Origin of the sequence: Vulcaniibacterium tengchongense, from assembly GCF_003814555.1 — a bacterium.
Taxonomy (GTDB): domain Bacteria; phylum Pseudomonadota; class Gammaproteobacteria; order Xanthomonadales; family Xanthomonadaceae; genus Vulcaniibacterium; species Vulcaniibacterium tengchongense.
Genome location: NZ_RKQN01000003.1, coordinates 490,227 through 513,136, shown reverse-complemented (window position 1 = coordinate 513,136; position 22,910 = coordinate 490,227). Strand labels below are relative to the sequence as shown.

The window sequence follows — 22,910 nt, the reverse complement described above, 5'->3', positions numbered from 1 at the left end:
GCGACGAAGGCATAGGCCAGGGAGAGAGCAGGATCAGCGCGCCCGGGCCGGTGGACAAAGATCGAGAGATGCGGAGCACCTCCTTGTTCATTATGTTATAACATAACAATACTCAGCGAAGGAGATGCGCGATGAAGCCGCTCGACCTGCACGTGTTCGACGCCTCGGCGATCGGCCTGTCCGGGCTGTGCCTGCTGCATTGCCTGGCCTTGCCGGTGCTGGCGGCGTTCCTGCCGGTGTTCGCCGCCTGGGCCGAGGCGGAGTGGGTGCACCTGCTGTGGGTCGTGCTGGCGGTCCCGCTCGCCGGCGTGGCGCTGTGGCGGTCGCATCGGTCGCGGCGGTTGCCGCGCGCGCTGTGGATGCTGGCGATCGCCGGGCTCGGCGCGCTGGCCGCGGGCGCTTGCGGCTGGCCGCGCGAAGCCTGGGAAACGCCGGCGACGGTGGCCGGCAGCGCGATGCTCGCCGGCGCCCATGTCTGGAACTGGGCGCGCCGGCATCGCCATGCGGGCGCCTGACGGGCGTGCGCCATTGGCCGTGGGCGGAGCCGCCGGGCTAGACTCGCCGATCGTTTTCCGCGAGGAGAAAGGGATGCGCTACACGATTCTGGCCGCTGCGGTGGCCGTCGCCGGGCTCGCCGCCGGCCATGCCCGTGCGGGCGAGGGCATGTGGGTGCCGCAGCAATTGCCGGAGATCGCCAAGCCGCTGAAGAAGGCCGGGCTCAGGCTCGATCCGAAGCAGTTGGCCGATCTCACCGGGGACCCGATGGGCGCGGTGGTCTCGCTCGGCGGCTGCACCGCCAGCTTCGTCTCGCCGCAGGGCCTGGTCGCGACCAACCACCACTGTGCGTACGGCGCGATCCAGCTCAACTCCACGCCGGAAAGGAACCTGATGAAGGAGGGCTTCAACGCCGCCTCGCAGGCCGAGGAGGTGTCCGCCGGGCCGAACGCGCGCATCTACGTGCTCGATTCGATCCAGGACGTGACCGCGCAGGTGCAGGCCGCGATCGCCGCCGCGCCGGACGCGCTCGGCCGCACCCAGGCGCTGGAGTCGCTGGAGAAGCGCCTGGTCGCCGACTGCGAGCGCGACCCCGGCTTCCGCTGCCGGCTGTACAGCTTCTTCGGCGGCAACACCTACCGGCTGTTCCGCAACCTCGAGATCCAGGACGTGCGCCTGGTCTATGCGCCGCCGGGCAGCGTCGGCAACTACGGCGGCGAGATCGACAACTGGATGTGGCCGCGCCACACCGGCGACTTCTCGTTCTACCGCGCCTACGTCGGCAAGGACGGCAAGCCGGCGCCGTACGCCGCCGACAACGTGCCCTACCGGCCGAAGCACTGGCTGAAGCTGGCGGACAAGCCGCTCGGCGCGGGCGACTTCGTGATGGTCGCCGGCTACCCCGGCCGGACCGCGCGTTATGCCTTGGCGGAGGAATTCGACGAGACCGCCAACTGGACCTATCCGACCGTGGGCGGCCACTACAAGAAGCTGGTCGCGCTGGTCGAGGCCGAGGGCAAGAAGAACCCCGACATCGCGGTCAAGTACGCCAGCACCGTGCGCGGCTGGCAGAACGCGATGAAGAACTACGACGGGCAGCTCGAAGGCTTCAAGCGCATCGACGCGGCGGCGAAGAAGCAGGCCGAGGAAACCGCGGTGCTGGAATGGCTGCGCAAGCAGGGGCCGAAGGGCGAGGCCGCGCTCGCCGCCCACGCCGGGCTGGTGGCGCTGGACGAGGCCGCGCGCGCGCACCGCGACCGCGACCTGGTGTTCGGCCAGCTGCGCAGCACCGGCGTGCTCGGCGCGGCGACGCAGCTGTACCGGCTGTCGATCGAGCGCGCCAAGCCCGACGCCGAGCGCGAGCAGGGCTACCAGCAGCGCGACATGTCGACCTTCGAAGGCGGCATGCGCCAGATGGAGCGCCGCTACGTGCCGGCGATGGACCGCGAACTGCAGGCCTACTGGCTGCGCGAGTACGTCAAGCTGCCGCCGCCGCAGCGCATCGCCGCGCTCGACCGATGGCTCGGCGGCGGCGACGAGAAGGCGATCCAGCGCGCGCTCGACAAGCTGGCCAAGACCCGGCTCGGCAGCACCGAGCAGCGCCTGAAGCTGATGAACGCCGGCCGCGCCGAGTTCGAGAAGAGCAAGGACCCGGCGATCCAGTTCGCGGTGGCGGTGATGCCGACCGTGCTGCAGCTGGAGCGCGAGGGCAAGGCGCGCGCCGGCGACGCGTTGCTGGCGCGGCCGGTGTACCTGCAGGCGCTGGCCGACTACAAGAAGAGCCGCGGCGAGTCCGTCTACCCGGACGCCAATTCCTCGCTGCGCATCACCTTCGGCAAGGTCACCGGCTACACCAAGACCGACGGCAGCAAGCAGGCGCCGTTCACCCGATTGGAGGAGGTCGCGGCCAAGGCCACCGGGCAGGAGCCGTTCGATGCGCCGCAGGCGCTGCTCGACGCGATCGCGGCCAAGGACTACGCCGGCCTGGCCGACAAGCGCCTGGGCACGGTGCCGGTGAACTTCCTGTCCGATCTCGACATCACCGGCGGCAATTCGGGCTCGCCGGTGCTGGACGCGCAGGGCAGGCTGGTCGGCCTGGCGTTCGACGGCAACTGGGAGTCGGTCAGCAGCAACTGGGTGTTCGATCCGGCGATGACGCGGATGATCGCCGTGGACCAGCGCTACATGCGCTGGATCATGCAGAAGGTCTACCCGGCGCCGCGGCTGCTGCAGGAGCTGGGCGTCGCCCCGCGCCAATAGCGCGTCAGGGCGGGTGGCGCCGCTCGCGCCCGAAAAAAACGGACGCCGGTTGGCGCCGGCGTCCGTTCCGCCTTACCGATCCGGCGGACAGATCCGGTGGCCGGCGCTGTAGTTCGCGGTGCGCACGCCCCATTCGCTGTAGTGGCCCTGGCAGTCGATCGAGGCGCCGCCGACCTCGTTGCCGGCTTCGTCGAAGTAGAAGTAGAACTCGCCGATCTCGTCCGGCCCGGGCGGGATCGCGATGGCGGCGGTGGCGGCGAACGCGAGGGCGAGGCCGAGCAGAAGCTTGCGGTGCATGACGTCTCTCCTTGTCGGTGGCTGCGGGGCGGGGCGGCTCAGAATTCCGGTTCGCAGAGGAAGTAGCCGTCCTGGTAGTTGCGGGTGAAGGTGCCCCAGGCCTCGCGGCTGCCGTCGCAGCCGATCGCCTGGTAGCCGACCACGTTGCCGGCGTCGTCGAAGTAGTAATAGAACTGGCCCGGCCCGGTCGGGCCGATCGCGGCGATCGCCGCGCCCATCGCCATCGCGGCCGACAGGCCCAGCGTCCAACGGATGCGCTTGCGCATGTGCGTCTCCCTTTGCGTGGCATCGCGCCGGCGTCGTTGCCGGCCGGCCGACGCTAGCGAATCGAATCGTTCGCCTGAAGTGAAATCGCGCGTGCCGATGCCGGTTCTGTGATCGGGGTGGAGTTGGTTCTGCAACGGCGTGCGCGCCGCGCGCGAATGCACGAGGCGCGGCTGCGCTCTGCGCGCTACGCCCGCGCGCGGCCGACCGGATCGGGGGCGGCGCGCGCTCGCGGGGCGGTTGCGGCCGCAACGGTTGTGCCGCGCGCGCGCTTTGCCTAGGCTGCGGCGTCCGCCCGTCGTCCCCGATCCGCATGCGCATCCTGCTAGCCCGCCACGGCGAGACGCCGTGGAACGCCGAAGGCCGCTACCAAGGCCAGGAAGACATCCCGTTGTCGCCGGTGGGCATCGCCCAGGCGCGCGCGCTGGGCGAGCGCCTGCGCGAGGTGCCGATCACCCGCGCGGTGGCCTCGCCGCTGGCGCGCGCCCGCCACACCGCGGAGCTGGCCCTGGGCGAGCGCGGCCTGCCGCTGACGCTCGACCCGGGATTGATGGAAATCGCCCACGGCACCTGGGAAGGCCTGCTCGCCAGCGAGATCCGCGAACGCGACGGCGAGCGCCTGCGCGCCTGGCGCGAGACCCCGCACGAGGTGCTGATGCCGCAGGGCGAGTCGTTGCAGCAGGTGCTCGACCGCGCCTGGCCGGCGCTGGCGCGCGCCACCGAAGGCCTCGGCGAAGACGACACCCTGCTGCTGGTCGCCCACGACGCGGTCAACCGCGTGCTGCTGTGCCGGGTGATGGGCATTCCGCTGGGCCGGCTGTGGAGCTTCCGCCAGGCGCCGACCACGCTGAACCTGCTCGAGGGCCCCGACGTCGACCACCTGGAAGTGGTGCGGCTGAACGACTGCAGCCACCACACCCCGTTCTTCGGCGAAGCGGTGCACCGCGCGCTGTGAGCGCCCGACCCGGGCGCTTGGCTCAAAAAAACTGAAAGGGGAATCCACGGATGGATCGCGACTCGGCGCGGCGCGGCCGCGCACGGCGGCACGACCTGCGCGTGCTGGCGCCGGTATTCGCCTTCCTCGGCCTGGCGATCTTTGGCCTGTTCACCGACTTCGTGCCGGCCGAGCCGCTGACCGGGCGCAGCGGGCCGATCATGATCTTCTCGGTCGGCGCCGCGCTGACGTTGGCGGTGCTCGGCTTCGGCGCCAGTCGCGGCACCCTGCGCATCGACGGCCCCAAGGCCTGGCTCGGCGTCGCGGCGCTGCCGCTGATGCTGGCGTTGCTCAGCTGGCTGGCGGTGAAGGGCGCGGGCCCGCTGGTCAGCCAGGCGTTCGGCGAGCCGTATCGCTGGGAAACACGGATGCGCAGCGAATACGTCCACAGCCGGCGCTCCTGCGACCACCGCCTGACCGGCCCTGCCGTCGCCGGCTCGTTTCCGCACTTCCTGTGCCTGGACCCGGCGGTCTACCGGCGCTATCCGGACCAGCCGCTGCGGGTGGTGCTGCACGGCCGGCGCAGCTGGATCGGCCACCACGTCGCCCGCATCGAAGTGCTGGGGCCGGACTGAGCGCGGCCGCCGCCGGGGCTGTTGGATAATGCGCGGATGACCCGCACGCTCGCCGACTGGCTCGCCTACATCGAACGCCTCCACCCCCAGTCGATCGACATGGGGCTGGAGCGCATCCGCGCGGTGGCGCTGCGGCTCGGACTGGGGCGGCCGGCGACGCGGGTGATCACCGTCGGCGGCACCAACGGCAAGGGCTCGACGGTCGCCTTCGTCGAGGCGATCGCGCGCGCCGCCGGCTGGAAGGTCGGCGCCTACACCTCGCCGCACCTGCTGGCCTACAACGAGCGCGTGCGCATCGACGGCGCCGAGGTCGACGACGCGGCGCTGGTGGCCGCGTTCGAGGCGGTCGAGGCCGCGCGCACCGGCGCCGGGGCCGCCGACGCGGTGCCGCTGACCTATTTCGAATACGGCACGCTGGCGGCGCTGTGGCTGTTCGAGCGCGCCGGGCTCGATCTGGCGGTGCTGGAGGTCGGTCTCGGCGGGCGCCTGGACGCGACCAACCTGGTCGACGCCGACGTCGCCGTGATCACCACCGTCGACCTCGACCACCAGGACTGGCTGGGCGAGGACCGCGAGGCGATCGGCGCGGAGAAGGCCGGCATCGCCCGGCCGTGGAAGCCGCTGGTGCTGGGCGACGACGATCCGCCCTCGAGCGTGCTGCGGCATGCCTACGCGATCGGCGCCTCGGCCTGGCGCATCGGCAACGACTTCTTCTGCGAGCCGGTCGCCGACGCGGCCGGCGCGCAGCGCTGGCGCTGGCGCGAGGTCGGCTACCAGATCGAGCTGCCGATGCCGCGGCTGCTCGCGCCGGCGCAGCTGCGCAACGCCGCGGTCGCGATCGCCGCGCTGCGCGCGCTCGATGCGGCCCTGCCCGAGCCGGCCTACGCCGAGGGCGTGTTGCGCGCGCACGTGCGCGGCCGGTTGCAGCGGTTCGAGCGCGACGGCGTCGAGGTGGTGGTCGACGTCGGCCACAACCCGCAGGCCGCGCGCGAGCTCGCCGCCTGGCTGCGCGCGGCGCCCGCGCGCGGCGAAGTGCACGCGGTGTACGCGGCGCTGGCCGACAAGGATGCGGCCGGCGTGGTCGAGGCGCTGGCCGGCGAGGTCGCGCATTGGCATCTGGCCGGCCTCGAAGACGCGGGACCGCGCGGCCAGGCGGTGGACGTGTTCGCGCAGCGGCTGACGCTGACCGCCGCCGCGACCGGCGCCCGCCACGCCGACGTGGCGCAGGCGCTGCAGGCGGCCTGCGCGCGTGCGCGGCCGGGCGACCGCGTGCTGGCGTTCGGCTCGTTCCACACCGCCGCCGCGGCCCTGCGCTGGCTGGGCGAGGCGCGCGCGCCGGCGCCCGCCTGAACCGGCTCGGGCGGCCTGGCCGTTCGCGGGGCGCAAATCGACCAGGACGCGTCCAGCGATGGGCCGCGCGCGCCGGGTGCCGCGACCCGGGAAGGCGCTCGCGCCGCCGCGATCGTCGACCGGAGCCGCATTGCACGCGCCCCACGCCGCGTGCGCCGCGCGGCGGTCACGTTCCGGTGCGCCGACTGAACCGGTTCGGTCGCGTCCCGGGGCCGCGGGGAGGGCGGGGTATAATTGCGCGCGGCGATTCGCCGGCGGCGTGCGAGACCCGATGGAACCTGCCCTGAAACAGCGATTGATCGGCGCTTCGGTGCTGATCGCGCTCGCGGTGATTTTCCTGCCGATGCTGATCAAGGGGCCGGCGCCCGAAAGCGGCGCCTCCGACGTCCCGCTGGAACTGCCGCCGGCGCCGGACGACGGCCGCTTCAAGACCCAGGAACTGCCGCTGGTGACGCCGGGCGAGGCGCCGCAGGGCGGCGCGGTCGGCTTGCAGACGCCCGCGGGCGAGGCCGACGGCAAGCTGCCGACGGTCGACGCCGGCGCGGCGGCGGCCCCGGCCCCCGCTGCGGCCGACGCGATGCTGCCCGCGACCGCGGCCGGCGGCGACTACGCGGTGAGCTTCGGCAGCTACGCCACCGCCGCCGACGCGGCGCGGGTGGTCGAGGCGCTGCGCGCGGCGCAGCTGCCCGGTTACCAGGAGACCGCGGCTTCGCCCGCCGGACGCACCGTGTACCGCGTGCGCATCGGCCCCTATGCGACCCGCGCCGATGCCGAGACCGCGCGCCTGCATTCGGCGCGGGTGCGCGACGACGTCGGCGCCAAGGTCGTGGCGCTGGACGCCGACGCCGCGGCGCCGCCGCAGGCCGCGCCCGCCTCCGCTTCCACGGCGCAGCCGCTGGCGGCGGCCGAGCCGGCCAGGCCCGAGCCGCTGCGCGAGAGCAAGCCCGCCGCGAGCGCCAAGGCCACCGAGCCGGGCAAGCCGGGCGCGACTCCCGCCCCCGCGAAGCCGGCCAGCGTCGCTTCGGCGCCGGCCAGGCCGGCCGCGTCCTCGGTCGGCTTCGCGGTGCAGCTCGGCGCGTTCGCGAATGCCGCCGACGCCACCAAACTGCGCGATCGCGCCCGCGCCGCCGGTTTCAGCGCCTTCGTCGAACAGGTCAATACCGACAAGGGCGCGCTCAGCCGGGTCCGGATCGGCCCGGTGGTGAGCCGCGCCGAGGCGGACCAGCTCAAGGCCCAGGTCGCGGCGCGGCTGGGCATGAGCGGCATCGTCCGGCCGCATCCCTGAGGCGCGACGATGACCGGCCTGGACTGGGTGCTGCTGGCGATCGTCGCCCTGTCGGCGCTGCTCGGTCTGATGCGCGGCTTCGTCGGGGTGGTGCTGTCGCTGCTGTCCTGGCTGCTCGCCGGCGCGGCGGCGTACTGGTTCGGCGGCGAGGCGGCGACGTTGCTGTCCGGCGACGCCGCGCCCGGGTTCGGCCACGTGGCCGCGGGTTATCTGCTCAGCTTCGCCGCGGTGATGGCCGCGGTGATGCTGCTGAGCTGGTTCATCCGCCGGCTGCTGGCCACGGTCGGCCTGTCCGGCGTCGACCGCGGCCTCGGGCTGCTGCTCGGGCTGGTGCGCGGCGCGCTGCTGGCCTGCGTGCTGGTGCTGCTGCTGGGCTTCACCTCGCTGCCGGCCGGGCCGCAGTGGCAGCGCGCGCAGGTGGTGCCGGTGTTCGAGCCCGGCGCGCGCTGGCTGGGCGGCCTGCTGCCGGAGGGGTTGGCGCGGCAGGTGGACTTCGACGCCGGCGGCCCCATCTCCCGGGAGGCCTGGCGCGAGCAGGAACGCAGGCTCGATGCCGCCGCGCGGCTCGGCGGCGCCGGGGACGCGCAAGCGCTGCTGCGTTCTCTGGGCGAACCGCAGGCGCAGGACACCGGCGCGGCCGGCCCGGCCGGACGCGCGGCGGAAGCCTCGCGCGAACTTCACGTCGACGGACCGATTGCACCCGATTCCGCGGCCGTCGACGGCCCCGCCCCGCGGCCGCGCGAGCCCTGATTCCACTCCAGCAGGACTGACCCCATGTGCGGCATTCTCGGTATCGTCGGCCACAACGACGTCGCGGCGCAGCTCTACGACGGCCTGACCGTGCTGCAGCACCGCGGCCAGGACGCGGCCGGCATCGCCACCGCCAACGGCAGCAAGCTGCGCGTGCACAAGGGCAACGGCCTGGTCGCCGAGGTCTTCGACGCGCAGGCGATGAGCCTGCTCGAAGGCCGCGTCGGCATCGGCCATTGCCGCTATCCCACCGCCGGCAGCGAGGGCTCCGACGAGGCGCAGCCGTTCTACGTCAACTCGCCGTTCGGCATCGCGCTCGCCCACAACGGCAACCTGATCAACACCGACGCGTTGCGCCGCGAAGTGTTCGAGCAGGACCGCCGCAACGTCAACACCGAGTCCGATTCGGAAGTGCTGCTGAACGTGTTCGCGCACGAACTGGACACCCAGCGCGCGCTCGACCCGGAGGCCGCGTTCAAGGCGGTCGAGGGCGTGCACCGGCGCTGCGTCGGCGGCTTCGCGGTGGTCGCGGTGGTGCTGGGCCTGGGCCTGGTCGCGTTCCGCGACCCCAACGGCATCCGCCCGCTGGTGCTGGGCAAGCGCAGCAGCAACGGCCAGGACGAGTATGCGGTCGCGTCCGAATCGGTCGCGCTCGACCTGCTCGGCTTCGAGCGCCTGCGCGACGTCCGCCCCGGCGAGGGCATCGTGGTCACCGCGCGCGGCGAGCTGTTCACGCGCCAGTGCGCGCAGCCGCGCACGCACACGCCGTGCATCTTCGAGTACGTCTACTTCGCCCGCCCGGACTCGATGATGGACGAGGTCTCGGTGCACAAGGCGCGCATGCGCATGGGCCAGAAGCTCGGCGAGAAGATCCTGCGCCTGCGCCCGGACCACGACATCGACACGGTGATCCCGATCCCGGACACCTCGCGCGACGCCGCGCTGGAGATCGCCAACACCATCGGCGTGAAGTACCGCGAGGGCTTCATCAAGAACCGCTACGTCGGCCGCACCTTCATCATGCCGGGGCAGGGGCAGCGGGTGAAATCGGTGCGGCGCAAGCTCAACCCGATCCCGCTGGAGTTCCGCAACCGCGTGGTGCTGCTGGTCGACGACTCGATCGTGCGCGGCACCACCGCCAAGCAGATCGTGCAGATGGCGCGCGACGCCGGCGCGCGCAAGGTCTACCTGGCCTCGGCGGCGCCGCCGGTGCGCTACCCGAACATCTACGGCATCGACATGCCTTCGGCCGAGGAGCTGGTCGCGCACGGCCGCACCGAGGAGGAGGTGCAGGCGTTCCTCGGCTGCGACTGGCTGATCTACCAGGACCTGAAGGACCTGGAGGAGGCCGTGTCCGGGCCCAAGCACCGCATCGACCACTTCGATTCGTCCTGCTTCACCGGCGAGTACGTCACCGGCATCGAGCCGGGCTACTTCGAGCGCATCCGCCAGCTGCGCTCGGACGAGGCGAAGAGGAAGCGCCGCGTATCGTGACCGGCTCGCTGTTCGCCGCGGCACGCGCCTGCCTCGACGCCGCCACGCCCGAGGCCAAGCTGGACGCGACCTTCGCCGCGGCGGAGGCTTTCGCGCGCGGCGAGCTCGACCTGCCCGGGGACGCGCCGCCGCCGGAGCCGATCCGCATGCCCGGCCGACCCGCGCGGCCGAAGCTGGTGCATCCGCGCGAACTGCCCAAGCGCGGCTTCGGCACGCCCGAAGGCCGCGCCGCGTTCGTGCACGCGATCGCCCACATCGAGTTCAACGCGATCGACCTGGCCTGGGACGCGGCGTACCGGTTCCGCGGCCTGCCGCATGCGTACTACGCCGACTGGGTGCGGGTCGCGCACGACGAGGCGCGCCATTTCGCGATGCTGCGCGCGCGCCTGCGCGAGCTCGGCCACGACTACGGCGATTTCGACGCCCACAACGGCCTGTGGGAGATGGCCGAGAAGACCGCGCACGACGGCCTGGCGCGGATGGCGCTGGTGCCGCGGGTGCTGGAGGCGCGCGGGCTGGACGTGACGCCCGGCATGATCGCCAAGCTGCGCGCGCTCGGCGACGACGCGACCGCCGACATTCTCGAGGTGATCCTGCGCGAGGAGGTCGCGCACGTCGCCGCCGGCAGCCGCTGGTTCCGCTGGCACTGCGCGCAGCGCGGCCTCGATGCCCGCGCCACCTTCCGCCGCCTGCTGGCCGAGCACGCGCGCGGCGTGCTGTACGGGCCGTTCAACACCGAGGCGCGGCTGCAGGCTGGCTTCGACGCCGACGAGCTGGCGGCGCTGGAGGCGCAGGCGGCGTCGTAGCGAGGCGCACGGCAGTCGCGTTCAGCTGCGCTCGTCGTCCGCCGGCTCGCTCCCTTCGCCCTCGCCATTGTCTTCGGACGGCGGTTCGGGCGTACCCGCATGCTCCGCGGGTGCATTCTTTCCTTCGTCGGTGCAGGTCGCGTCCGGATCGTGGTCGAGGAACAGTTGGACGCGCTCCGCCTGCGCGCTGGCGACGTAGGCGGTGTAGCCATCGCGGTCGCTGTAGCCGAGGTAGCGCTGCGGCGGATCGGTGCAGATCACGAGCGTGTACGCCTGCGCGAAGACCGGCTCGTCGCCGGGCAGAAGCAGCCGGAACTGCTCGCCCTGATCGCCTTCGCCCAGTCGCGGCCGCAGGAAGAAGCCTTCGCGCGGCGGCGGCTGATCGAACGCGAACACCGCGGTGCGTCCGCGGCCGTCGGTGATGCCCTGATAGACATCCTTTTCTTCGGCAACGAACGGCAGGTCGACCGATCCGTGCGAGAAGGCATAGGGATGGTGCGGCAGCGGTTCTCCGGTATGCGGATCGCGCAGCACGAAGCGCACGCGATGCGCACCCTGACCGACCAGCGGGCCGGCGTCTTCGTCCGCGTCGATGAGGCTTCCGAAGCTGGGCGGTTCGCTGCCCGAAGGTGCGCTCGCGCAGCCGGCAAGGACGCCTGCGAGAGCCAGCACGCGCACGACGAGGCTGAGGTTCATGCGTCGAGCGCCTCCAGTTGGAAGGCGCCGTCGGCCACGCGCAGCACCGAGCCTTGTTCATACCAGTCGCCCAGCACGATGCGCCGGCACGCGCGGCCGCCGGCGTCGACGTCGTGCACCGCCGGGCGGTGGGTATGGCCGTGGATCAGCATGTCCACGCCGTACAGCGCCAGCGTGGCCTCGACCGTGGCCGGGGTCACGTCGGTGATCGTCTCCAGCATCGCCTTGCGCTTCAGCTCGCCGTGGCGGGCCTGGCTGGCGGCGCGCGCCTGCTGGGCGAAGGCCAGACGGGCGGCGAGCGGCTGCGCCAGGAACCGCGCCTGCCATTGCGGGTCGCGCGTCTGCGCGCGGAACTGCTGGTAGGCCGCGTCGTCGGTGCACAGCAGGTCGCCGTGCATCAGCAGCACCGGGCGGCCGTACAGCAGGACCACGGCCGGGTCGGGCAGCAGCCGCATGCACGCGCGCTGCGCATAGGCCGGGCCGACCAGGAAGTCGCGGTTGCCGCGGATGAAGAACACCGGCACCCCGGCCGAACGCAACCCGCGCAGTTCCTCGGCGACCACCGAGCCTGCGGGCGAGGGGTCGTCGTCGCCGACCCAGGCCTCGAACAGGTCGCCGAGGATGTACAGCGCGTCGGCTCCGCGCGCCTGCCCGCGCAGGAAGCGCACGAACAGGTCGGTGATCTGCGGCCGCTCGGCGTCGAGGTGCAGGTCGGAGATGAAGAGGGTGGCCATGGCGGGATTGTAGGCCTGCCGGGCTCGGGAAAGGGCCGCGGCCGCCACGGCGTTTGTACGCCGTCGCGGCGCGCCGCCGCGGCCGGGCTGGCGCGGCGCGCGGTGGACGCGTCCCGGCGGCCTCTCCGGCGGCATCGCTGCCGCCCAGGCATGCGCAGGCCCGTGCGGCTCCGCCGGCGCGTGGCGGATCGGTGGCACGCCGAAGAGCAAGGGCGGACGCATGGGCCGGCTTTCGCCCCTCCTTCTCGCCCGGCGAGGGCGGCCGGATCCGCGCTGCGGCCCGCGCTGCCCGGAGCCGGTAAAATCCCGCCTTTCCGCGTCCGTAGCTGCCATCCCATGACCTGCCGCACCCGTTTCGCCCCCAGTCCCACCGGCTATCTCCACATCGGCGGCGCGCGCACCGCGCTGTACTGCTGGCTGGAGGCGCGCCGCCGCGGCGGGCAGTTCATCCTGCGCATCGAGGACACCGACCGCGAACGCAGCACCCAGGCCGCGATCGACGCGATCCTGCAGGCCATGGACTGGCTGGGCCTGGACTACGACGAAGGCCCGGTCTACCAGACCCAACGCCTGGACCGCTACCGCGAAGTCGCGGAGAAGATGATCGCCGACGGCACCGCGTACTACGCCTACGAGACCAAGGAGGAGCTCGAGGCCATGCGCGAGGCCGCGATGGCCAGGGGCGAGAAGCCCCGCTACAACGGCGCCTATCGCGATCGCGATGCGCCGTACCGCGACGATCCGAACCGGGTGATCCGCTTCAAGAACCCGCTCGACGGCGCGGTCGCGTGGGAGGACAAGGTCAAGGGCCGCATCGAGATCGCCAACAGCGAGCTCGACGACCTGGTGATCTTCCGTTCCGACGGCTATCCGACCTACAACTTCGCCGTCGTCGTCGACGACATCGACATGGGCATCACCGACGTGGTGCGCGGCGACGACCACGTCAACAACACCCCGCGCCAGATCAACATCTACCGCGCGCTGGGCGCGCCGGTGCCGGCGTTCGCGCACCTGCCGATGATCCTCGACGAGCACGGCGCCAAGCTGTCCAAGCGCACCGGCGCGGCCGACGTGATGCAGTACCGCGACGCCGGCTACCTGCCGCATGCGCTGCTGAACTACCTGGTGCGGCTGGGCTGGTCGCACGGCGACCAGGAGATCTTCTCGATCCGCGAGATGATCGAGCTGTTCGACCTGAAGGACGTCAACGCCAAGGCCTCGCGCCTGGACCCGGCCAAGCTCGGCTGGCTCAACCAGCAGTACCTCAAGAGCGACGACCCGGCCGAGGTCGGCAAGCACCTGGACTGGCACCTGCGCCAGTGCGGGTACGACCTGGCGGCGGGGCCGGAAGCGGCCGACGTCGTGGTCGCCCTGCGCGAGCGCGTGCAGACGCTGAAGGACATGGCCGAGCGCGCCGCGGTCTGGTTCGGTCCGCTGACCGCGTACGACGACGCGGCGGTGGCCAAGCACCTGACCGCGGCCGCGCGCGCCCCGCTGCAGGACGCGCGCGCGCGCCTGGCGGCGTTGCCGGAGTGGAGCGCCGAGGCGATCGCCGCGGCCCTGCACGCCACCGCCGAGGCGCTGGGCATCGGCATGGGCAAGGTCGCGCAGCCGATGCGGGTGGCGATCACGGGCACCCAGGTCAGCCCGGACATCGCCCATACGGTCTATCTCGCCGGGCGCGAGGAGGCGCTGCGGCGCATCGATGCCGCGCTGGAGAAGGTCCCGGCGGCGTGAGCGTTCCCGGGGCGCGGCTGAGACGCGCCTGCGCCGGCGGCGCGGACGCGCTACCCTTGCCCCGACGCAGTTCCGGCGCCATCTATCGCCCATGAGCCGCTCTCCCGCCTGCACCGATCCCCAGCACCACGTCCACGACGGCGACGCCTTCGTGCACGAGGTCGAGCGCGCCTGCGCCCAGCGCGGGCTGCGGCTGACGCCGATCCGCGCCCACGCGCTGCGCCTGATCGCCGACGCCGGGCGGCCGGTCAAGGCCTACGAACTGCTGGACCTGATGAAGGAAACCCACGACGCCGCGGCTCCGCCCACGGTGTACCGGGCGCTGGACTTCCTGCTCGAGCACGGCTTCATCCACAAGCTGGCGTCGATCAACGCCTTCGTCGGCTGCCACCATCCGGGCGCCGAGCAGCACGCGGTGCCGTTCCTGATCTGCGACCGCTGCCAGTCCGCCACCGAACTGGAGGACGAGCGCATCGTCGAGCTGCTCGACGCCCAGGCGCGCGCGCTGGGCTTCACCCCGCAGGCGCAGACCCTGGAGGTGCACGGCGTCTGCGGCGCGTGCGCGGCGGAGGCGAAGGCCGGCTGAGGCGGCGTGTTGGTGCGCGCTGCGGCGCGACCGGCACCGACGAGCGGCCGTCGGCGGCGGGGCCGGTTCGCCGCCGCCGCCAGCGCGACGGCGCCCTCCGGCGGCTTCCCGCCGATTCGCGACGCCGGCTCGCCGCGAGGCGCGGAATCCTCCGCGCTATGCCCGCGGCCCTGTGAAACCCCGGCGCGTCACGCCGCCGCGGGCTGCGCCAGCGGCCTGGCCTCGCGGATCGGCAGGTTGGCCGCCGCCGCGAGCAGCGCCAGCGCCATGTCGGCGTACCACATCCACGCATAGCCGCCGAAGCGCTCCAGCACCAGGCCGCCGACCCAGGCGCCGAAGAAGCCGCCGAGCTGGTGCGAGAGCAGGGTCAGGCCGAACAGCGTGCCCAGGTAGCGCGGCCCGAACAGCTTGCCGACCAGGCCGGCGGTCGGCGGCACCGTCGCCAGCCAGGTCAGGCCGAGGCCGGCGGCGAACGCGTAGAACGTCAGCGGGGTCGGCGGCGAGACCAGGTACAGCGCGACCAGTAGCGCGCGGCTGGCGTACATCGCCGCGAGCAGGTACTTCATGCGCACGCGCTGGCCCAGCCAGCCCGCCCCCAGGCTGCCGGCGACGTTGAACAGCCCGATCAGCGCCAGCGACAGCGCCGACACGCTCGCCGGCAGGCCGCACAGCGCGATCTCGGTGGGCAGGTGCGTGACCAGGAAGGCGATGTGCACGCCGCAGGTGAAGAAGCCGGCATGCAGCATCCAGTAGCTGCGGTCGCGCACGGCGATGCGCAGCTGTTCGCCCAGGGCCGGGCCCGCCGGGGCCTGCGCCGGGGCCTCCGCGGCGGCCGGCGCGCGCCGCCGCAGCGGCCAGGCCAGGGGCAAGGTGGCCAACGCGGCCGCGGCCAACGCCCACATCGCCACGGCCCAGCCCGCCAGCGCGATCGCCGCCTGCACCAGCGGCGCGAACAGGAACTGGCCGAACGAACCGCCGGCGTTGATCACGCCCGCGGCCATCGAGCGCCGTTCGCCCGGGATCCGTTGCGCGGTGGCCCCGATCAGGATCGAGAAACTGCCGGCGCCCGCGCCGGCGGCGCTGAGCAGCCCCAGCGTCAGCAGCAGGCCCCATGCGGTCGGCAGCGCCGGCGCCAGGGCCATGCCCGCCGCCAGCAGCACGCCGCCGGCGACCAGCACGCGGCCGGGACCGCGCTGGTCGGCGATCGCCCCGAACACCGGCTGCACCGCCCCCCAGACGAACTGGCCGACGGCGAGGGCGAAGCTGATCTCGGCCACGCCGAGCCCGGTGTCGCGGCCGAGTGGCGCGACGAACAGCCCCAGCGACTGGCGCACGCCCATCGTCACCATCAGGGTCGCGGTCGCGGCCAGCACCAGCGGCCAGTAGCGGGCGGCGGCCGGGCTCATGCGTCCGCTCCCTGCAGCCGTTCGATCGCGCGGTCGAGCTGCCGGTGCAGGGCCGCCACGCCACTCTCGCCGAGGCTGCGGCCGATCGCGTCCTGCGCGCGCCGCCACAGCGGCAGGGCGCGCTCGATCGCGCGCGCGCCGGCGGCGGTCACCCGCACCCGGCGCTGGCGCGCGTCGTCGCCGTCGACCAGGGCGACCCAACCGGACGCGATCAGCGGCTTGAGGTCGCGGCTGAGCGTGGTGCGGTCCATGCCGAGTTCGCGCGCGAGCTCGCCGATCGTGCGCGGCTCCGGCGCGCGCTTGGCGCGGCGCAGGATCGAGTACTGGTTGATGTTGAGGCCCGCCGGGGCGAGTTCGCGGTCGTAGCGCTGGCTGAGCAGCCGCGCCAACTTGCGCAGGCGGAAGCAGGTGCAGGGGCTGGAGGTCGGGGTCGGGTCCATGAGCGTGTATATACACCTTTGCCGGATGGGTGCATATGCACGATCCTGCAGACGTGCGGCCCGATCCGGGCCGTGCGCCGCCGCGCCCGCGAAACGCCCGGGCGGAAGCGGCGGGCGCAGCTGTGCGCCGCGCGCACAGGTGACGTGCCGGTTCCGGCATGGGACGGCGGGCGCGGCGCTTCTAAGCTGCGCCTCCCCCCACCGAGGAGTCGCGGCAATGAAAGCGTTCACAGGCCTGATCACGTTGTTGGCGATGGCGGCCCCCGCGGCCGCTGCCGGTCCGCACCCGACCATCCGCGCCATGGCGGGCGCGCACGCCGCCGACCGCCTCGACCCGGCGCGCACCGCGCTGCTGGTGATCGATTTCCAGAACGAATACTTCACCGGGAAGATGCCGATTCCCGACGGACTGGCGGCGATGGCCAACGCCAGGCGGCTGATCGCGTTCGCCGACCGGGCGCGGATTCCCGTGTACCACGTGCAGCACGTCGCGCCGGCCGGGGCGCCGTTGTTCGCGGTCGACGGCGACACCGCGGCGTTCCATCCGGACATGCAGCCGCGCCCGGGCGACACGGTGGTGCGGAAGGCAACCGTCAGCGTGTTCGCCGGCACGGACCTCGCCGCGCGGCTGAAGCGGGCCGGCACCGAGACGGTGATCGTGGCCGGGCTGATGACCCACGCCTGCGTCGCCGGGGCGGCGCGCGACGCGGTGCCCAACGGTTTCGCGGTGATCGTCGCTTCCGACGCGTCGGCGACGCGCGACATCACCCGCGCGAACGGCGAAACCGTCGACCACGGCTCCCTGCACCGCGCCGCGCTGGCCGAAATCGAGGACACGTTCGGCGACGTGCTGACGACCGCGCAGATCGAAGCCTTGCCGCTGCGCAGGTAAGACTTGCCGCCTGCGCGGAAACGTAGACCATACGCGCATGGACCGATTCCGCGCGATGCAGGTGTTCCGCTCGGTCGCCGAGGCGCGCGGCTTCTCCGCGGCGGCCGGGCGCCTGGGCACGACCCACTCCTCCGTTTCCCGCACGGTCCGGCAACTGGAAACCGAGCTGGGCACGAGGCTGGTCAACCGCAACACGCGCCGCCTCACCCTGACCGGCGCGGGGGAGCGCTTCTATCACGCCTGCGTCGAGATCCTCGACCGGTTCGACGGCGCGATGCGCTCGGTGGCCGAGGAGCACAGGCAGCCGAGCGGGCTGCTTCGGGTCAGCGTCCCGCTGGTGGTCGGCACGCTCGAACTGGAGGGGTGGCTGCCCGGCTTCCTGGCGCGCTATCCGGACGTGCGCCTGGAGCTGTCCTGCGACGACCGCTTCGTCGAGATGGGCGGCAGCCGCTTCGACGTGGCGTTGCGGATCAGCGAGGGCATCCCCGACCTGCCGCTGGTGGCGCGGCGCCTGGCCGCATCGGAACGGGTGCTGGTGGCGTCGCCGTCGTACGTGAGTCGCCAGGGACTGCCGCGGAGCGTGGCGGAGCTGGCGCAGCACCGGATGCTGCGCTATCGCGACGACGCCGGGTACGAACCGCCGGACGGGGCCGGCCGCGGCCGCACGCAGGCGGAGCCGGGGCTGCAGGTGGACACGATCGCGGCCCTGCACGCGGCGGCGCTGGCCGGCATCGGCATCGCCGCGTTCACGGCCAAGACCGTGGCCGGCGACATCGCCGGCGGGCGCCTGCTGAGGGTGTTGCCCGAGCACGCCTTCGGCGTGCGCCACTACTACGCGCTGTACCCGCACGCGCGGCATCCGCCGCTGAAGGTGCGGGCCTTCGTCGAGCACATGGCGGAGTACTACCGAGCCGCGCCGTGACGCGGCCGGACCTGGCCGGCCGCGCCCGGGGCGTACGCCGGTTCAGAAGAACATGCGCACGCCGAAGGCCACGCCGCGGCCGGGCAGCGGGGCGACGTCGCGCAGGAACGAGGTATGCGGCCGCGCCTCCTCGTCGAGCAGGTTGCTGCCGTCCAGGAACACCTCCCAGGCGTTGCCGGCGGCGGTGTCCTGGTGCCAGGCCAGGTGCGCGTCGACCAGGGTGTAGCCCGGCGTCTCGCTCTCGAACTGCGCCACCCGGTCCTGCCGCGCGTAGCGCACCGCGCCGAGCGAGGCGCGCCACGAGCCCAGTTCCCAGCGCACCTCGCCGCCGGCGCGCCAGGGCGCGATCCGCGGCAGGTTGCCGTCGCGCGCCAGCTCGACCGTGTAGTCGTGGCTGTGGTCGCCATGCGGCACCGACACGTCGAGCGTGCGCGTGCCGCTGCCGTCGAGCTCGCCGCGCACCACGTCGCCGAACAGGCGCAGGTTCCAGGCGCCGCTGGCGTTGTCGGCGAAGGCCCACTCGAACTCGGCCTCGGCGCCGGTGAAGCGCGCCTTGTCCTGGGTCCACACCCGCACCGGACCGTCGTGCTCCTCGATGCCGGTATCGGCCAGGTAGATGAAGTCGTCGAAGCGGGTCTGGTACAGCGCCAGGCCCAGCCTGAACGGGCCGCCGTGCCAGTGCAGGCCGATCTCGGCGCGGTTGGCGGTCTCCACGTCCAGGTCCGGGTCGCCGATCTCGACGCTGGCGGTGGCCACGTGCAGGCCGCTGGAATACAGCTCCTCCGCCGTCGGCGAACGCTGCGCGCGATCGAGGCCGAACGACAGGTGCAACGCGTCGCTGACGTCCCACTTCAGCGCCGCCGACAGGCTGGCGGTGTCGAAATCGCGATCGGGGCCGACGGCGACCGCGTCGTCGACGTCGATCTTGTTGCGGTCCACGCGCGCGCCGAGTTCGACGCCGACCGGGCCGAAGCCGCGGCGGCCGATCCAGAACAGGCCGGCGTCGCGCGACTGCGACGGCGGCACGAAGGCCTCGTCGCCGACGGCCTCGAAATCGCGCTCCGCCCACTGCAGCCCGAGCGCGCCCTCCCAGCCCAGCAGCGGCTGGTGAACGAGCTCGAAGCGCGCCTCGTTGCTGGCGTTGTCGAACACCGTGCCGACCGCGCCGTCGCCCTCGTATTCGGTGTGGGTGTAGTCGGTATGGGCGAACTTGGCGCGCAGCGACTTGAACGGACCGACGTCGTCCAGGCCGCCGCGCAGCTCGTAGCGGCGCTGGTCGAGGCCGATGTGCACGCCGCCTTCCTCCTCGTGGCCGGCGTCCTGCTCCTCGCCGGGCTCGCCTTCGTGGTCGTGGTCATGATCGTGCCCGTCGCCGTGCGCGTGCTCGTGGCCGGGCACGCCGTAGCGGGTGTCGAACAGGCTGGCGCTCAGGCCGAGGAAGCCGCGTTCGCCGACCCAGCTGACGCCGAGCGCGCCGGCATCCGTGCGCACGAAGCTGTTGGGCAGCGTGCCCTTGCTCGCCGGATCCGGGGTCTCGCCTTCCTCGGCCAGGTGCGCGGCACTTTCGGCGTAGCCGGGGATGTCGTAGTCGCCGGTCTCGCGGTGCAGGCCGTCGACGTGGAAGACGAGGTTGCCCGACGCGGCGGTGGCGTCGAGGCGGAACATGCCGGTGCGCTCGTCGTTGACGGTGTTGCCGCGCAGTTCGGCGCGGCCCTGCAGCGGCTGGTCGGTGACCGCCTCGGGGATGCGGCCGTCGATCACGTTGACCGCGCCGCCGATCGCGCCGCTGCCGTAGAGCAGGGTGGACGGGCCCTTCAGCACTTCGATCTGGTCGGCCAGGAACGGTTCGATGCTGACCGCATGGTCGACGCTGACCGTGGACACGTCGCCCGAGCCGAGGCCGTCGCTGAGGACCTGCACGCGTGCGCCGTCCATGCCGCGCACGATCGGGCGGCCGACGCCGGGACCGAAGTAGGACGACTGCACGCCGGGCAGGCGGTTCACGGTCTCGCCGAGCGAGTTGGCCTTGGCTTCGTCCAGCCGCTCCCCGGCGAGCACCTCGACCGGGCGGGCCAGGTCCTCGGCGGTGTCGGCGAAGGGCGTCGCCTTGACCTCGACCGCGGCCAGGTCCTTGGGCTGGTGATCGTGACCGGGCTGGGCTTGCTGCGCATGGGCGGCGGGCAGCGCCATGGCCAGGGCGAGGGCGAGCGGAAGGCGGCGGGGACGGGGGCGGGAGGTGGCGGTCATGGGCGAGTGATGGGAAGATGAGGGCCTGAACTGCGAAATGTTATATTATAACTGTACCGGATCCGCTCCCTCCCAGAAGTCATGCCCACTCCGCTTCGCCCGCGCAGCCTGCTCGACCGCATCGGCGCCCTCGGCTCGCTGCTGTGCGCGGCGCATTGCGCGCTGCTGCCGGTGCTGATCGCGCTGTTGCCCTCGCTGGGCGTGTCCGCCTGGCTGGGCAGCGGGTTCGAGTTCGGCTTCGTGCTGTTCGCGACCGCGCTCGGGCTGTCCAGCACGCTGTGGGGCTACCGCCGCCACCGCGCGTTGCGCGCGCTTTCGCTGCTCGTGCCGGGCCTGGCGGTGCTGTGGCTGGGCGTGCTGTACCGGCCGCTGCACGAGAGCCTGGTTCCGCACGCGGTGGCGATGACCTTCGGCGGCACCTTGGTCGGCCTGGCCCACCTCGCCAACCTGCGCCTCAACCACGGGCACATCCACGACGCCAGCTGCGCGCATTGATCGCGGCCCGCTCCGGGCTTGCGGCGCGCGAAACCTCCGCGCGCCCCCGGCCGCGTCCGGGCGGCCGTGCCTGCAGGCGCCTGGGGCGGGCGTGGCGCGCCGTGGTAGACTTCGCGGCCTTGCGCGCGCTGCGGCCGCGCGATCTCGTAAACCCCGCACCAGCCTGCGGTAATCAGACAGATTCAGGAGCACGAACATGGGTAAGGGCGACCGCAAGACCGCCAAGGGCAAGCGCTACAACTCCAGCTACGGCAACGCCCGGCCGAAGAAGGCCGTGACCAAGGCCAGCGGCACCGCCGCCGCGCCGGCCGCGAAGAAGGCCGCCAAGACCGTGGCCAAGGCCCCGGCGGCGAAGAAGGTCGCGGTGAAGAAGGCCGCGAAGGAATAAGCGCCGCCGCCGTGCCGCGAAAGCCCCGCTACGGCGGGGCTTTTTCGTTGGCCCACCGCTCGTCCGCATCGTCGCCGCTGCCCGTGCCCGCCGGCCTCGAGCAGGCGGGGCATGCGCGGCCTTCGGCGGCACGAACGCCGCCGGGGAGCCCACGGCGCCGTGTCCACGACCGCGCGAGGCCATGCCGCCCGGGGCTGCCGCCACCGCGACGGGCAGGCGCGCCGGGGCCGGGAACGCATCCCGGCGGCCGGGCTCAACGCCGCGCCGCGGCCTCCACCTCGCGCCAGACCCGCAGCAGGTTGCCGCCGAGGATCTTGCGGATGTCGGCGTCGCCGTAGCCGCGCGCCTGCAGGCCGGCGACCAGGTTCGGGTAGTCGGCCACCGACTGCAGGCCGGTCGGCAGCGCGGTGACGCCGTCGAAGTCCGAGCCGATGCCGACGTGGTCGACGCCGGCGAGTTCCACCGCGCGGTCGATGTGGTCGAGCACGACCTCGAGCCCGACCCGCGGCACCGGATGGCGCTTCTCCCACTCGGCCTCGAACGCGTCCTCGCTCTCGACCGGCCGGCCTTCCGCGGCGGCCCGAGCGTTGCGCGCGCGCAGCGCGTCGAGTTCGCGGAAGAAGGCCAGGGTGTCGTCGGCCGCCTGGCGGCTGACGAAGGCGGTGCCGAACGCGATCTGCACCACGCCGCCCTTGGCCGCGATCTCCCGCACCAGATCGTCGCTCAGGTTGCGTTCGAAGCCCGGGGTGAAGTGGCGCAGCGCCGAGTGGCTGGCGATGACCGGCGCGCGGCTGACCCGCAGCACGTCGCGCACCGCGTCGTCGGACAGGTGCGAGACGTCGACCATCATGCCGAGCCGGTTCATCTCGGCGACCACCTTCTCGCCGAACGGGCTCAGCCCGCCGAGCGGGCGCCTGGCCTCGTACGAGGCGTCGCTGAGGCGATTGCTGCGGCTGTGGGCGAGGGTGATGTAGCGCACCCCGCGCGCGTGGAACTTGGCGACGTTCGCCAGGTCGTCGCCGAGCGGGCCGCCGTTCTCCATGCCCAGCGCCAGCAGCACGCGGCCGCCGGCGCGCAGCTTCTCCACGTCGGCGGGCGAACGCAGCAGCGCGAACTTGTCCGGATGCCGCTGCACCAGCGCTTCGACCGCGTCGATCTGCATCTGCGCCTTCTGCCAGGCCTGGCCGCTCTCGTCGTCGCCGGCGGAGGTGTAGATCGACATGAACGCCACGTCCAGCCCGCCCTGGCGCGCGCGCGGGTAGTCGAAGTGGCGTTGCGGCACGGCTCCGCCCAGGTCGGCCCAGTGCTCGATCAGGTTGTACGGCGCGTCGATGTGGGTGTCGACGACCACCGCGTCCTGCGCGAGGCGTTGCGCGGCGGCGGGCGGGGCGGCGTGGGTCTGGACGGCGATCAGGAGGGCGAAGGGCAGCGCGAGCAGGCGCATCGAGGCATTCCCCGGATTCGATGGAGCGCCAAAGATCGCACGCCGGCGTGGTCGGGGCGAGCCTGTCTCCCCTCACCACGACGGATGCCGGAATCCGCCATCGGTCCTTGCGCGGCTTGCGGGCGTTCCGTGCTCGGCCGATGCGTCGTCGGGCCGGACCCGCCAGGGCATCGCGTCCTCCCCGGCCGGGGCCTCCTGCCTGACCCGGACGCCGCCCCTCCATCGCCGGTTCGACGCCGTGATGCCCGGGCAGATCGGGCGGCCTGGCCGCGGGCCGTCGAAAAGCGGAAACCGCGAACGCAGGGGAGTGTCATGCGGGCGGGTACGAAATGGGGCATCGGCAAAGAGAGG

Annotated in this window: 23 protein-coding genes; 15 read left to right on the top strand and 8 right to left on the bottom strand. The window is 72.9% G+C overall.

All coding sequences use genetic code 11. From position 1 onward, the window contains the following. The first annotated feature begins 131 nt into the window (after nt 1-131). Complete coding sequence (locus EDC50_RS12820) at nt 132-515, top strand: MerC domain-containing protein (RefSeq protein ID WP_123770869.1); 384 nt, start codon at nt 132-134, stop codon at nt 513-515. Between the two features lie 148 nt (nt 516-663). Beyond that, nucleotides 664-2,754 carry a S46 family peptidase gene (locus EDC50_RS12815; protein WP_199742063.1) on the top strand — a complete coding sequence of 697 codons (2,091 nt, stop codon included), beginning with the start codon at nt 664-666 and terminating at the stop codon, nt 2,752-2,754. Nucleotides 2,755-2,826: 72 nt separating this feature from the next. Here the strand turns inward: EDC50_RS12815 and EDC50_RS12810 are convergent, their stop codons facing one another. Together EDC50_RS12810 and EDC50_RS12805 are read right to left on the bottom strand one after the other, a co-directional pair. Next, nucleotides 2,827-3,051 (bottom strand): DUF6289 family protein, encoded by a 225-nt coding sequence (locus tag EDC50_RS12810; protein ID WP_123770867.1) that lies wholly within the window; start codon nt 3,049-3,051, stop codon nt 2,827-2,829. Between the two features lie 38 nt (nt 3,052-3,089). Further along, nucleotides 3,090-3,317, bottom strand: a complete 228-nt coding sequence (locus EDC50_RS12805) for a DUF6289 family protein (protein WP_123770866.1) — start codon at nt 3,315-3,317, stop codon at nt 3,090-3,092. A 311-nt stretch (nt 3,318-3,628) separates the two neighbouring features. Here EDC50_RS12805 and EDC50_RS12800 point away from each other — a divergent pair, with 311 nt between their 5' ends. The 7 genes from EDC50_RS12800 to EDC50_RS12770 all read left to right on the top strand — a co-directional run bounded on the left by EDC50_RS12800 (nt 3,629) and on the right by EDC50_RS12770 (nt 10,569). Beyond that, nucleotides 3,629-4,270: a histidine phosphatase family protein gene (locus EDC50_RS12800; RefSeq protein WP_123770865.1), complete on the top strand. Its 642-nt coding sequence runs from the start codon at nt 3,629-3,631 to the stop codon at nt 4,268-4,270. Nucleotides 4,271-4,320: 50 nt separating this feature from the next. Beyond that, nucleotides 4,321-4,884, top strand: coding sequence for a hypothetical protein (locus EDC50_RS12795; RefSeq protein WP_123770864.1), 564 nt, complete (start codon nt 4,321-4,323; stop codon nt 4,882-4,884). Between the two features lie 36 nt (nt 4,885-4,920). After that, nucleotides 4,921-6,234, top strand: coding sequence for a bifunctional tetrahydrofolate synthase/dihydrofolate synthase (gene folC / locus EDC50_RS12790; RefSeq protein ID WP_123770863.1), 1,314 nt, complete (start codon nt 4,921-4,923; stop codon nt 6,232-6,234). 271 nt (nt 6,235-6,505) lie between these two features. After that, nucleotides 6,506-7,519 (top strand): SPOR domain-containing protein, encoded by a 1,014-nt coding sequence (locus EDC50_RS12785; RefSeq protein WP_123770862.1) that lies wholly within the window; start codon nt 6,506-6,508, stop codon nt 7,517-7,519. A gap of 9 nt (nt 7,520-7,528) precedes the next feature. Then, a complete protein-coding gene (locus tag EDC50_RS12780; RefSeq protein ID WP_123770861.1) occupies nt 7,529-8,269 on the top strand; it encodes a CvpA family protein in 741 nt (246 codons plus the stop codon). A gap of 24 nt (nt 8,270-8,293) precedes the next feature. Further along, entirely contained in the window at nt 8,294-9,763 is a 1,470-nt protein-coding gene (gene purF, locus EDC50_RS12775) for an amidophosphoribosyltransferase (protein ID WP_123770860.1), read from the top strand. Then, nucleotides 9,757-10,569, top strand: coding sequence for a ferritin-like domain-containing protein (locus tag EDC50_RS12770; protein WP_425477931.1), 813 nt, complete (start codon nt 9,757-9,759; stop codon nt 10,567-10,569). The genes purF and EDC50_RS12770 overlap by 7 nt, the downstream gene beginning before the upstream one ends. Before the next feature lie 21 nt (nt 10,570-10,590). Here EDC50_RS12770 and EDC50_RS12765 read toward each other — a convergent pair whose 3' ends face one another. Then, on the bottom strand, nt 10,591-11,265 hold the full coding sequence (locus EDC50_RS12765) for a hypothetical protein (protein ID WP_123770858.1): 675 nt from the start codon (nt 11,263-11,265) through the stop codon (nt 10,591-10,593). Further along, the gene (gene lpxH / locus EDC50_RS12760) at nt 11,262-11,999 is read right to left on the bottom strand and encodes a UDP-2,3-diacylglucosamine diphosphatase (protein ID WP_123770857.1); all 738 of its coding nucleotides are present in this window, start codon (nt 11,997-11,999) and stop codon (nt 11,262-11,264) included. The genes EDC50_RS12765 and lpxH overlap by 4 nt, the downstream gene beginning before the upstream one ends. A gap of 336 nt (nt 12,000-12,335) precedes the next feature. Here lpxH and gltX point away from each other — a divergent pair, with 336 nt between their 5' ends. Together gltX and EDC50_RS12745 are read left to right on the top strand one after the other, a co-directional pair. Beyond that, nucleotides 12,336-13,739 (top strand): glutamate--tRNA ligase, encoded by a 1,404-nt coding sequence (gene gltX / locus EDC50_RS12750; protein ID WP_123770855.1) that lies wholly within the window; start codon nt 12,336-12,338, stop codon nt 13,737-13,739. Nucleotides 13,740-13,830: 91 nt separating this feature from the next. Continuing rightward, nucleotides 13,831-14,325 (top strand): transcriptional repressor, encoded by a 495-nt coding sequence (locus EDC50_RS12745; protein ID WP_123770854.1) that lies wholly within the window; start codon nt 13,831-13,833, stop codon nt 14,323-14,325. Nucleotides 14,326-14,513: 188 nt separating this feature from the next. Here EDC50_RS12745 and EDC50_RS12740 read toward each other — a convergent pair whose 3' ends face one another. Then, nucleotides 14,514-15,731, bottom strand: coding sequence for an MFS transporter (locus tag EDC50_RS12740; RefSeq protein ID WP_123770853.1), 1,218 nt, complete (start codon nt 15,729-15,731; stop codon nt 14,514-14,516). Beyond that, a complete protein-coding gene (locus EDC50_RS12735; protein ID WP_123770852.1) occupies nt 15,728-16,171 on the bottom strand; it encodes a MarR family winged helix-turn-helix transcriptional regulator in 444 nt (147 codons plus the stop codon). The genes EDC50_RS12740 and EDC50_RS12735 overlap by 4 nt, the downstream gene beginning before the upstream one ends. Before the next feature lie 217 nt (nt 16,172-16,388). Here EDC50_RS12735 and EDC50_RS12730 point away from each other — a divergent pair, with 217 nt between their 5' ends. After that, nucleotides 16,389-17,063, top strand: coding sequence for a cysteine hydrolase family protein (locus tag EDC50_RS12730; protein WP_123770851.1), 675 nt, complete (start codon nt 16,389-16,391; stop codon nt 17,061-17,063). Nucleotides 17,064-17,100: 37 nt separating this feature from the next. Beyond that, the gene (locus EDC50_RS12725; protein WP_123770850.1) at nt 17,101-17,985 is read left to right on the top strand and encodes a LysR family transcriptional regulator; all 885 of its coding nucleotides are present in this window, start codon (nt 17,101-17,103) and stop codon (nt 17,983-17,985) included. A 42-nt stretch (nt 17,986-18,027) separates the two neighbouring features. Here EDC50_RS12725 and EDC50_RS12720 read toward each other — a convergent pair whose 3' ends face one another. Beyond that, nucleotides 18,028-20,232, bottom strand: coding sequence for a TonB-dependent receptor (locus EDC50_RS12720; RefSeq protein ID WP_123770849.1), 2,205 nt, complete (start codon nt 20,230-20,232; stop codon nt 18,028-18,030). Between the two features lie 81 nt (nt 20,233-20,313). On the opposite strand from EDC50_RS12720, the gene EDC50_RS12715 reads away from it, so the two are divergent. Next, complete coding sequence (locus tag EDC50_RS12715; protein ID WP_123770848.1) at nt 20,314-20,727, top strand: MerC domain-containing protein; 414 nt, start codon at nt 20,314-20,316, stop codon at nt 20,725-20,727. A 196-nt stretch (nt 20,728-20,923) separates the two neighbouring features. Beyond that, a complete protein-coding gene (locus EDC50_RS12710) occupies nt 20,924-21,115 on the top strand; it encodes a 30S ribosomal protein THX (protein ID WP_123770847.1) in 192 nt (63 codons plus the stop codon). A gap of 253 nt (nt 21,116-21,368) precedes the next feature. Here EDC50_RS12710 and EDC50_RS12705 read toward each other — a convergent pair whose 3' ends face one another. Further along, nucleotides 21,369-22,559: a dipeptidase gene (locus EDC50_RS12705; RefSeq protein ID WP_123770846.1), complete on the bottom strand. Its 1,191-nt coding sequence runs from the start codon at nt 22,557-22,559 to the stop codon at nt 21,369-21,371. Nucleotides 22,560-22,910: the final 351 nt, after the last annotated feature.

Coding starts and splice junctions, on each gene's coding strand:
- EDC50_RS12820 (WP_123770869.1), top strand. CDS start 132: ATGAAGCCGCTCGACCTGCACGTGTTCGACGCCTCGGCGATCGGCCTG.
- EDC50_RS12815 (WP_199742063.1), top strand. CDS start 664: ATGTGGGTGCCGCAGCAATTGCCGGAGATCGCCAAGCCGCTGAAGAAG.
- EDC50_RS12810 (WP_123770867.1), bottom strand. CDS start 3,051: ATGCACCGCAAGCTTCTGCTCGGCCTCGCCCTCGCGTTCGCCGCCACC.
- EDC50_RS12805 (WP_123770866.1), bottom strand. CDS start 3,317: ATGCGCAAGCGCATCCGTTGGACGCTGGGCCTGTCGGCCGCGATGGCG.
- EDC50_RS12800 (WP_123770865.1), top strand. CDS start 3,629: ATGCGCATCCTGCTAGCCCGCCACGGCGAGACGCCGTGGAACGCCGAA.
- EDC50_RS12795 (WP_123770864.1), top strand. CDS start 4,321: ATGGATCGCGACTCGGCGCGGCGCGGCCGCGCACGGCGGCACGACCTG.
- folC (WP_123770863.1), top strand. CDS start 4,921: ATGACCCGCACGCTCGCCGACTGGCTCGCCTACATCGAACGCCTCCAC.
- EDC50_RS12785 (WP_123770862.1), top strand. CDS start 6,506: ATGGAACCTGCCCTGAAACAGCGATTGATCGGCGCTTCGGTGCTGATC.
- EDC50_RS12780 (WP_123770861.1), top strand. CDS start 7,529: ATGACCGGCCTGGACTGGGTGCTGCTGGCGATCGTCGCCCTGTCGGCG.
- purF (WP_123770860.1), top strand. CDS start 8,294: ATGTGCGGCATTCTCGGTATCGTCGGCCACAACGACGTCGCGGCGCAG.
- EDC50_RS12765 (WP_123770858.1), bottom strand. CDS start 11,265: ATGAACCTCAGCCTCGTCGTGCGCGTGCTGGCTCTCGCAGGCGTCCTT.
- lpxH (WP_123770857.1), bottom strand. CDS start 11,999: ATGGCCACCCTCTTCATCTCCGACCTGCACCTCGACGCCGAGCGGCCG.
- gltX (WP_123770855.1), top strand. CDS start 12,336: ATGACCTGCCGCACCCGTTTCGCCCCCAGTCCCACCGGCTATCTCCAC.
- EDC50_RS12745 (WP_123770854.1), top strand. CDS start 13,831: ATGAGCCGCTCTCCCGCCTGCACCGATCCCCAGCACCACGTCCACGAC.
- EDC50_RS12740 (WP_123770853.1), bottom strand. CDS start 15,731: ATGAGCCCGGCCGCCGCCCGCTACTGGCCGCTGGTGCTGGCCGCGACC.
- EDC50_RS12735 (WP_123770852.1), bottom strand. CDS start 16,171: ATGGACCCGACCCCGACCTCCAGCCCCTGCACCTGCTTCCGCCTGCGC.
- EDC50_RS12730 (WP_123770851.1), top strand. CDS start 16,389: ATGAAAGCGTTCACAGGCCTGATCACGTTGTTGGCGATGGCGGCCCCC.
- EDC50_RS12725 (WP_123770850.1), top strand. CDS start 17,101: ATGGACCGATTCCGCGCGATGCAGGTGTTCCGCTCGGTCGCCGAGGCG.
- EDC50_RS12720 (WP_123770849.1), bottom strand. CDS start 20,232: ATGACCGCCACCTCCCGCCCCCGTCCCCGCCGCCTTCCGCTCGCCCTC.
- EDC50_RS12715 (WP_123770848.1), top strand. CDS start 20,314: ATGCCCACTCCGCTTCGCCCGCGCAGCCTGCTCGACCGCATCGGCGCC.
- EDC50_RS12710 (WP_123770847.1), top strand. CDS start 20,924: ATGGGTAAGGGCGACCGCAAGACCGCCAAGGGCAAGCGCTACAACTCC.
- EDC50_RS12705 (WP_123770846.1), bottom strand. CDS start 22,559: ATGCGCCTGCTCGCGCTGCCCTTCGCCCTCCTGATCGCCGTCCAGACC.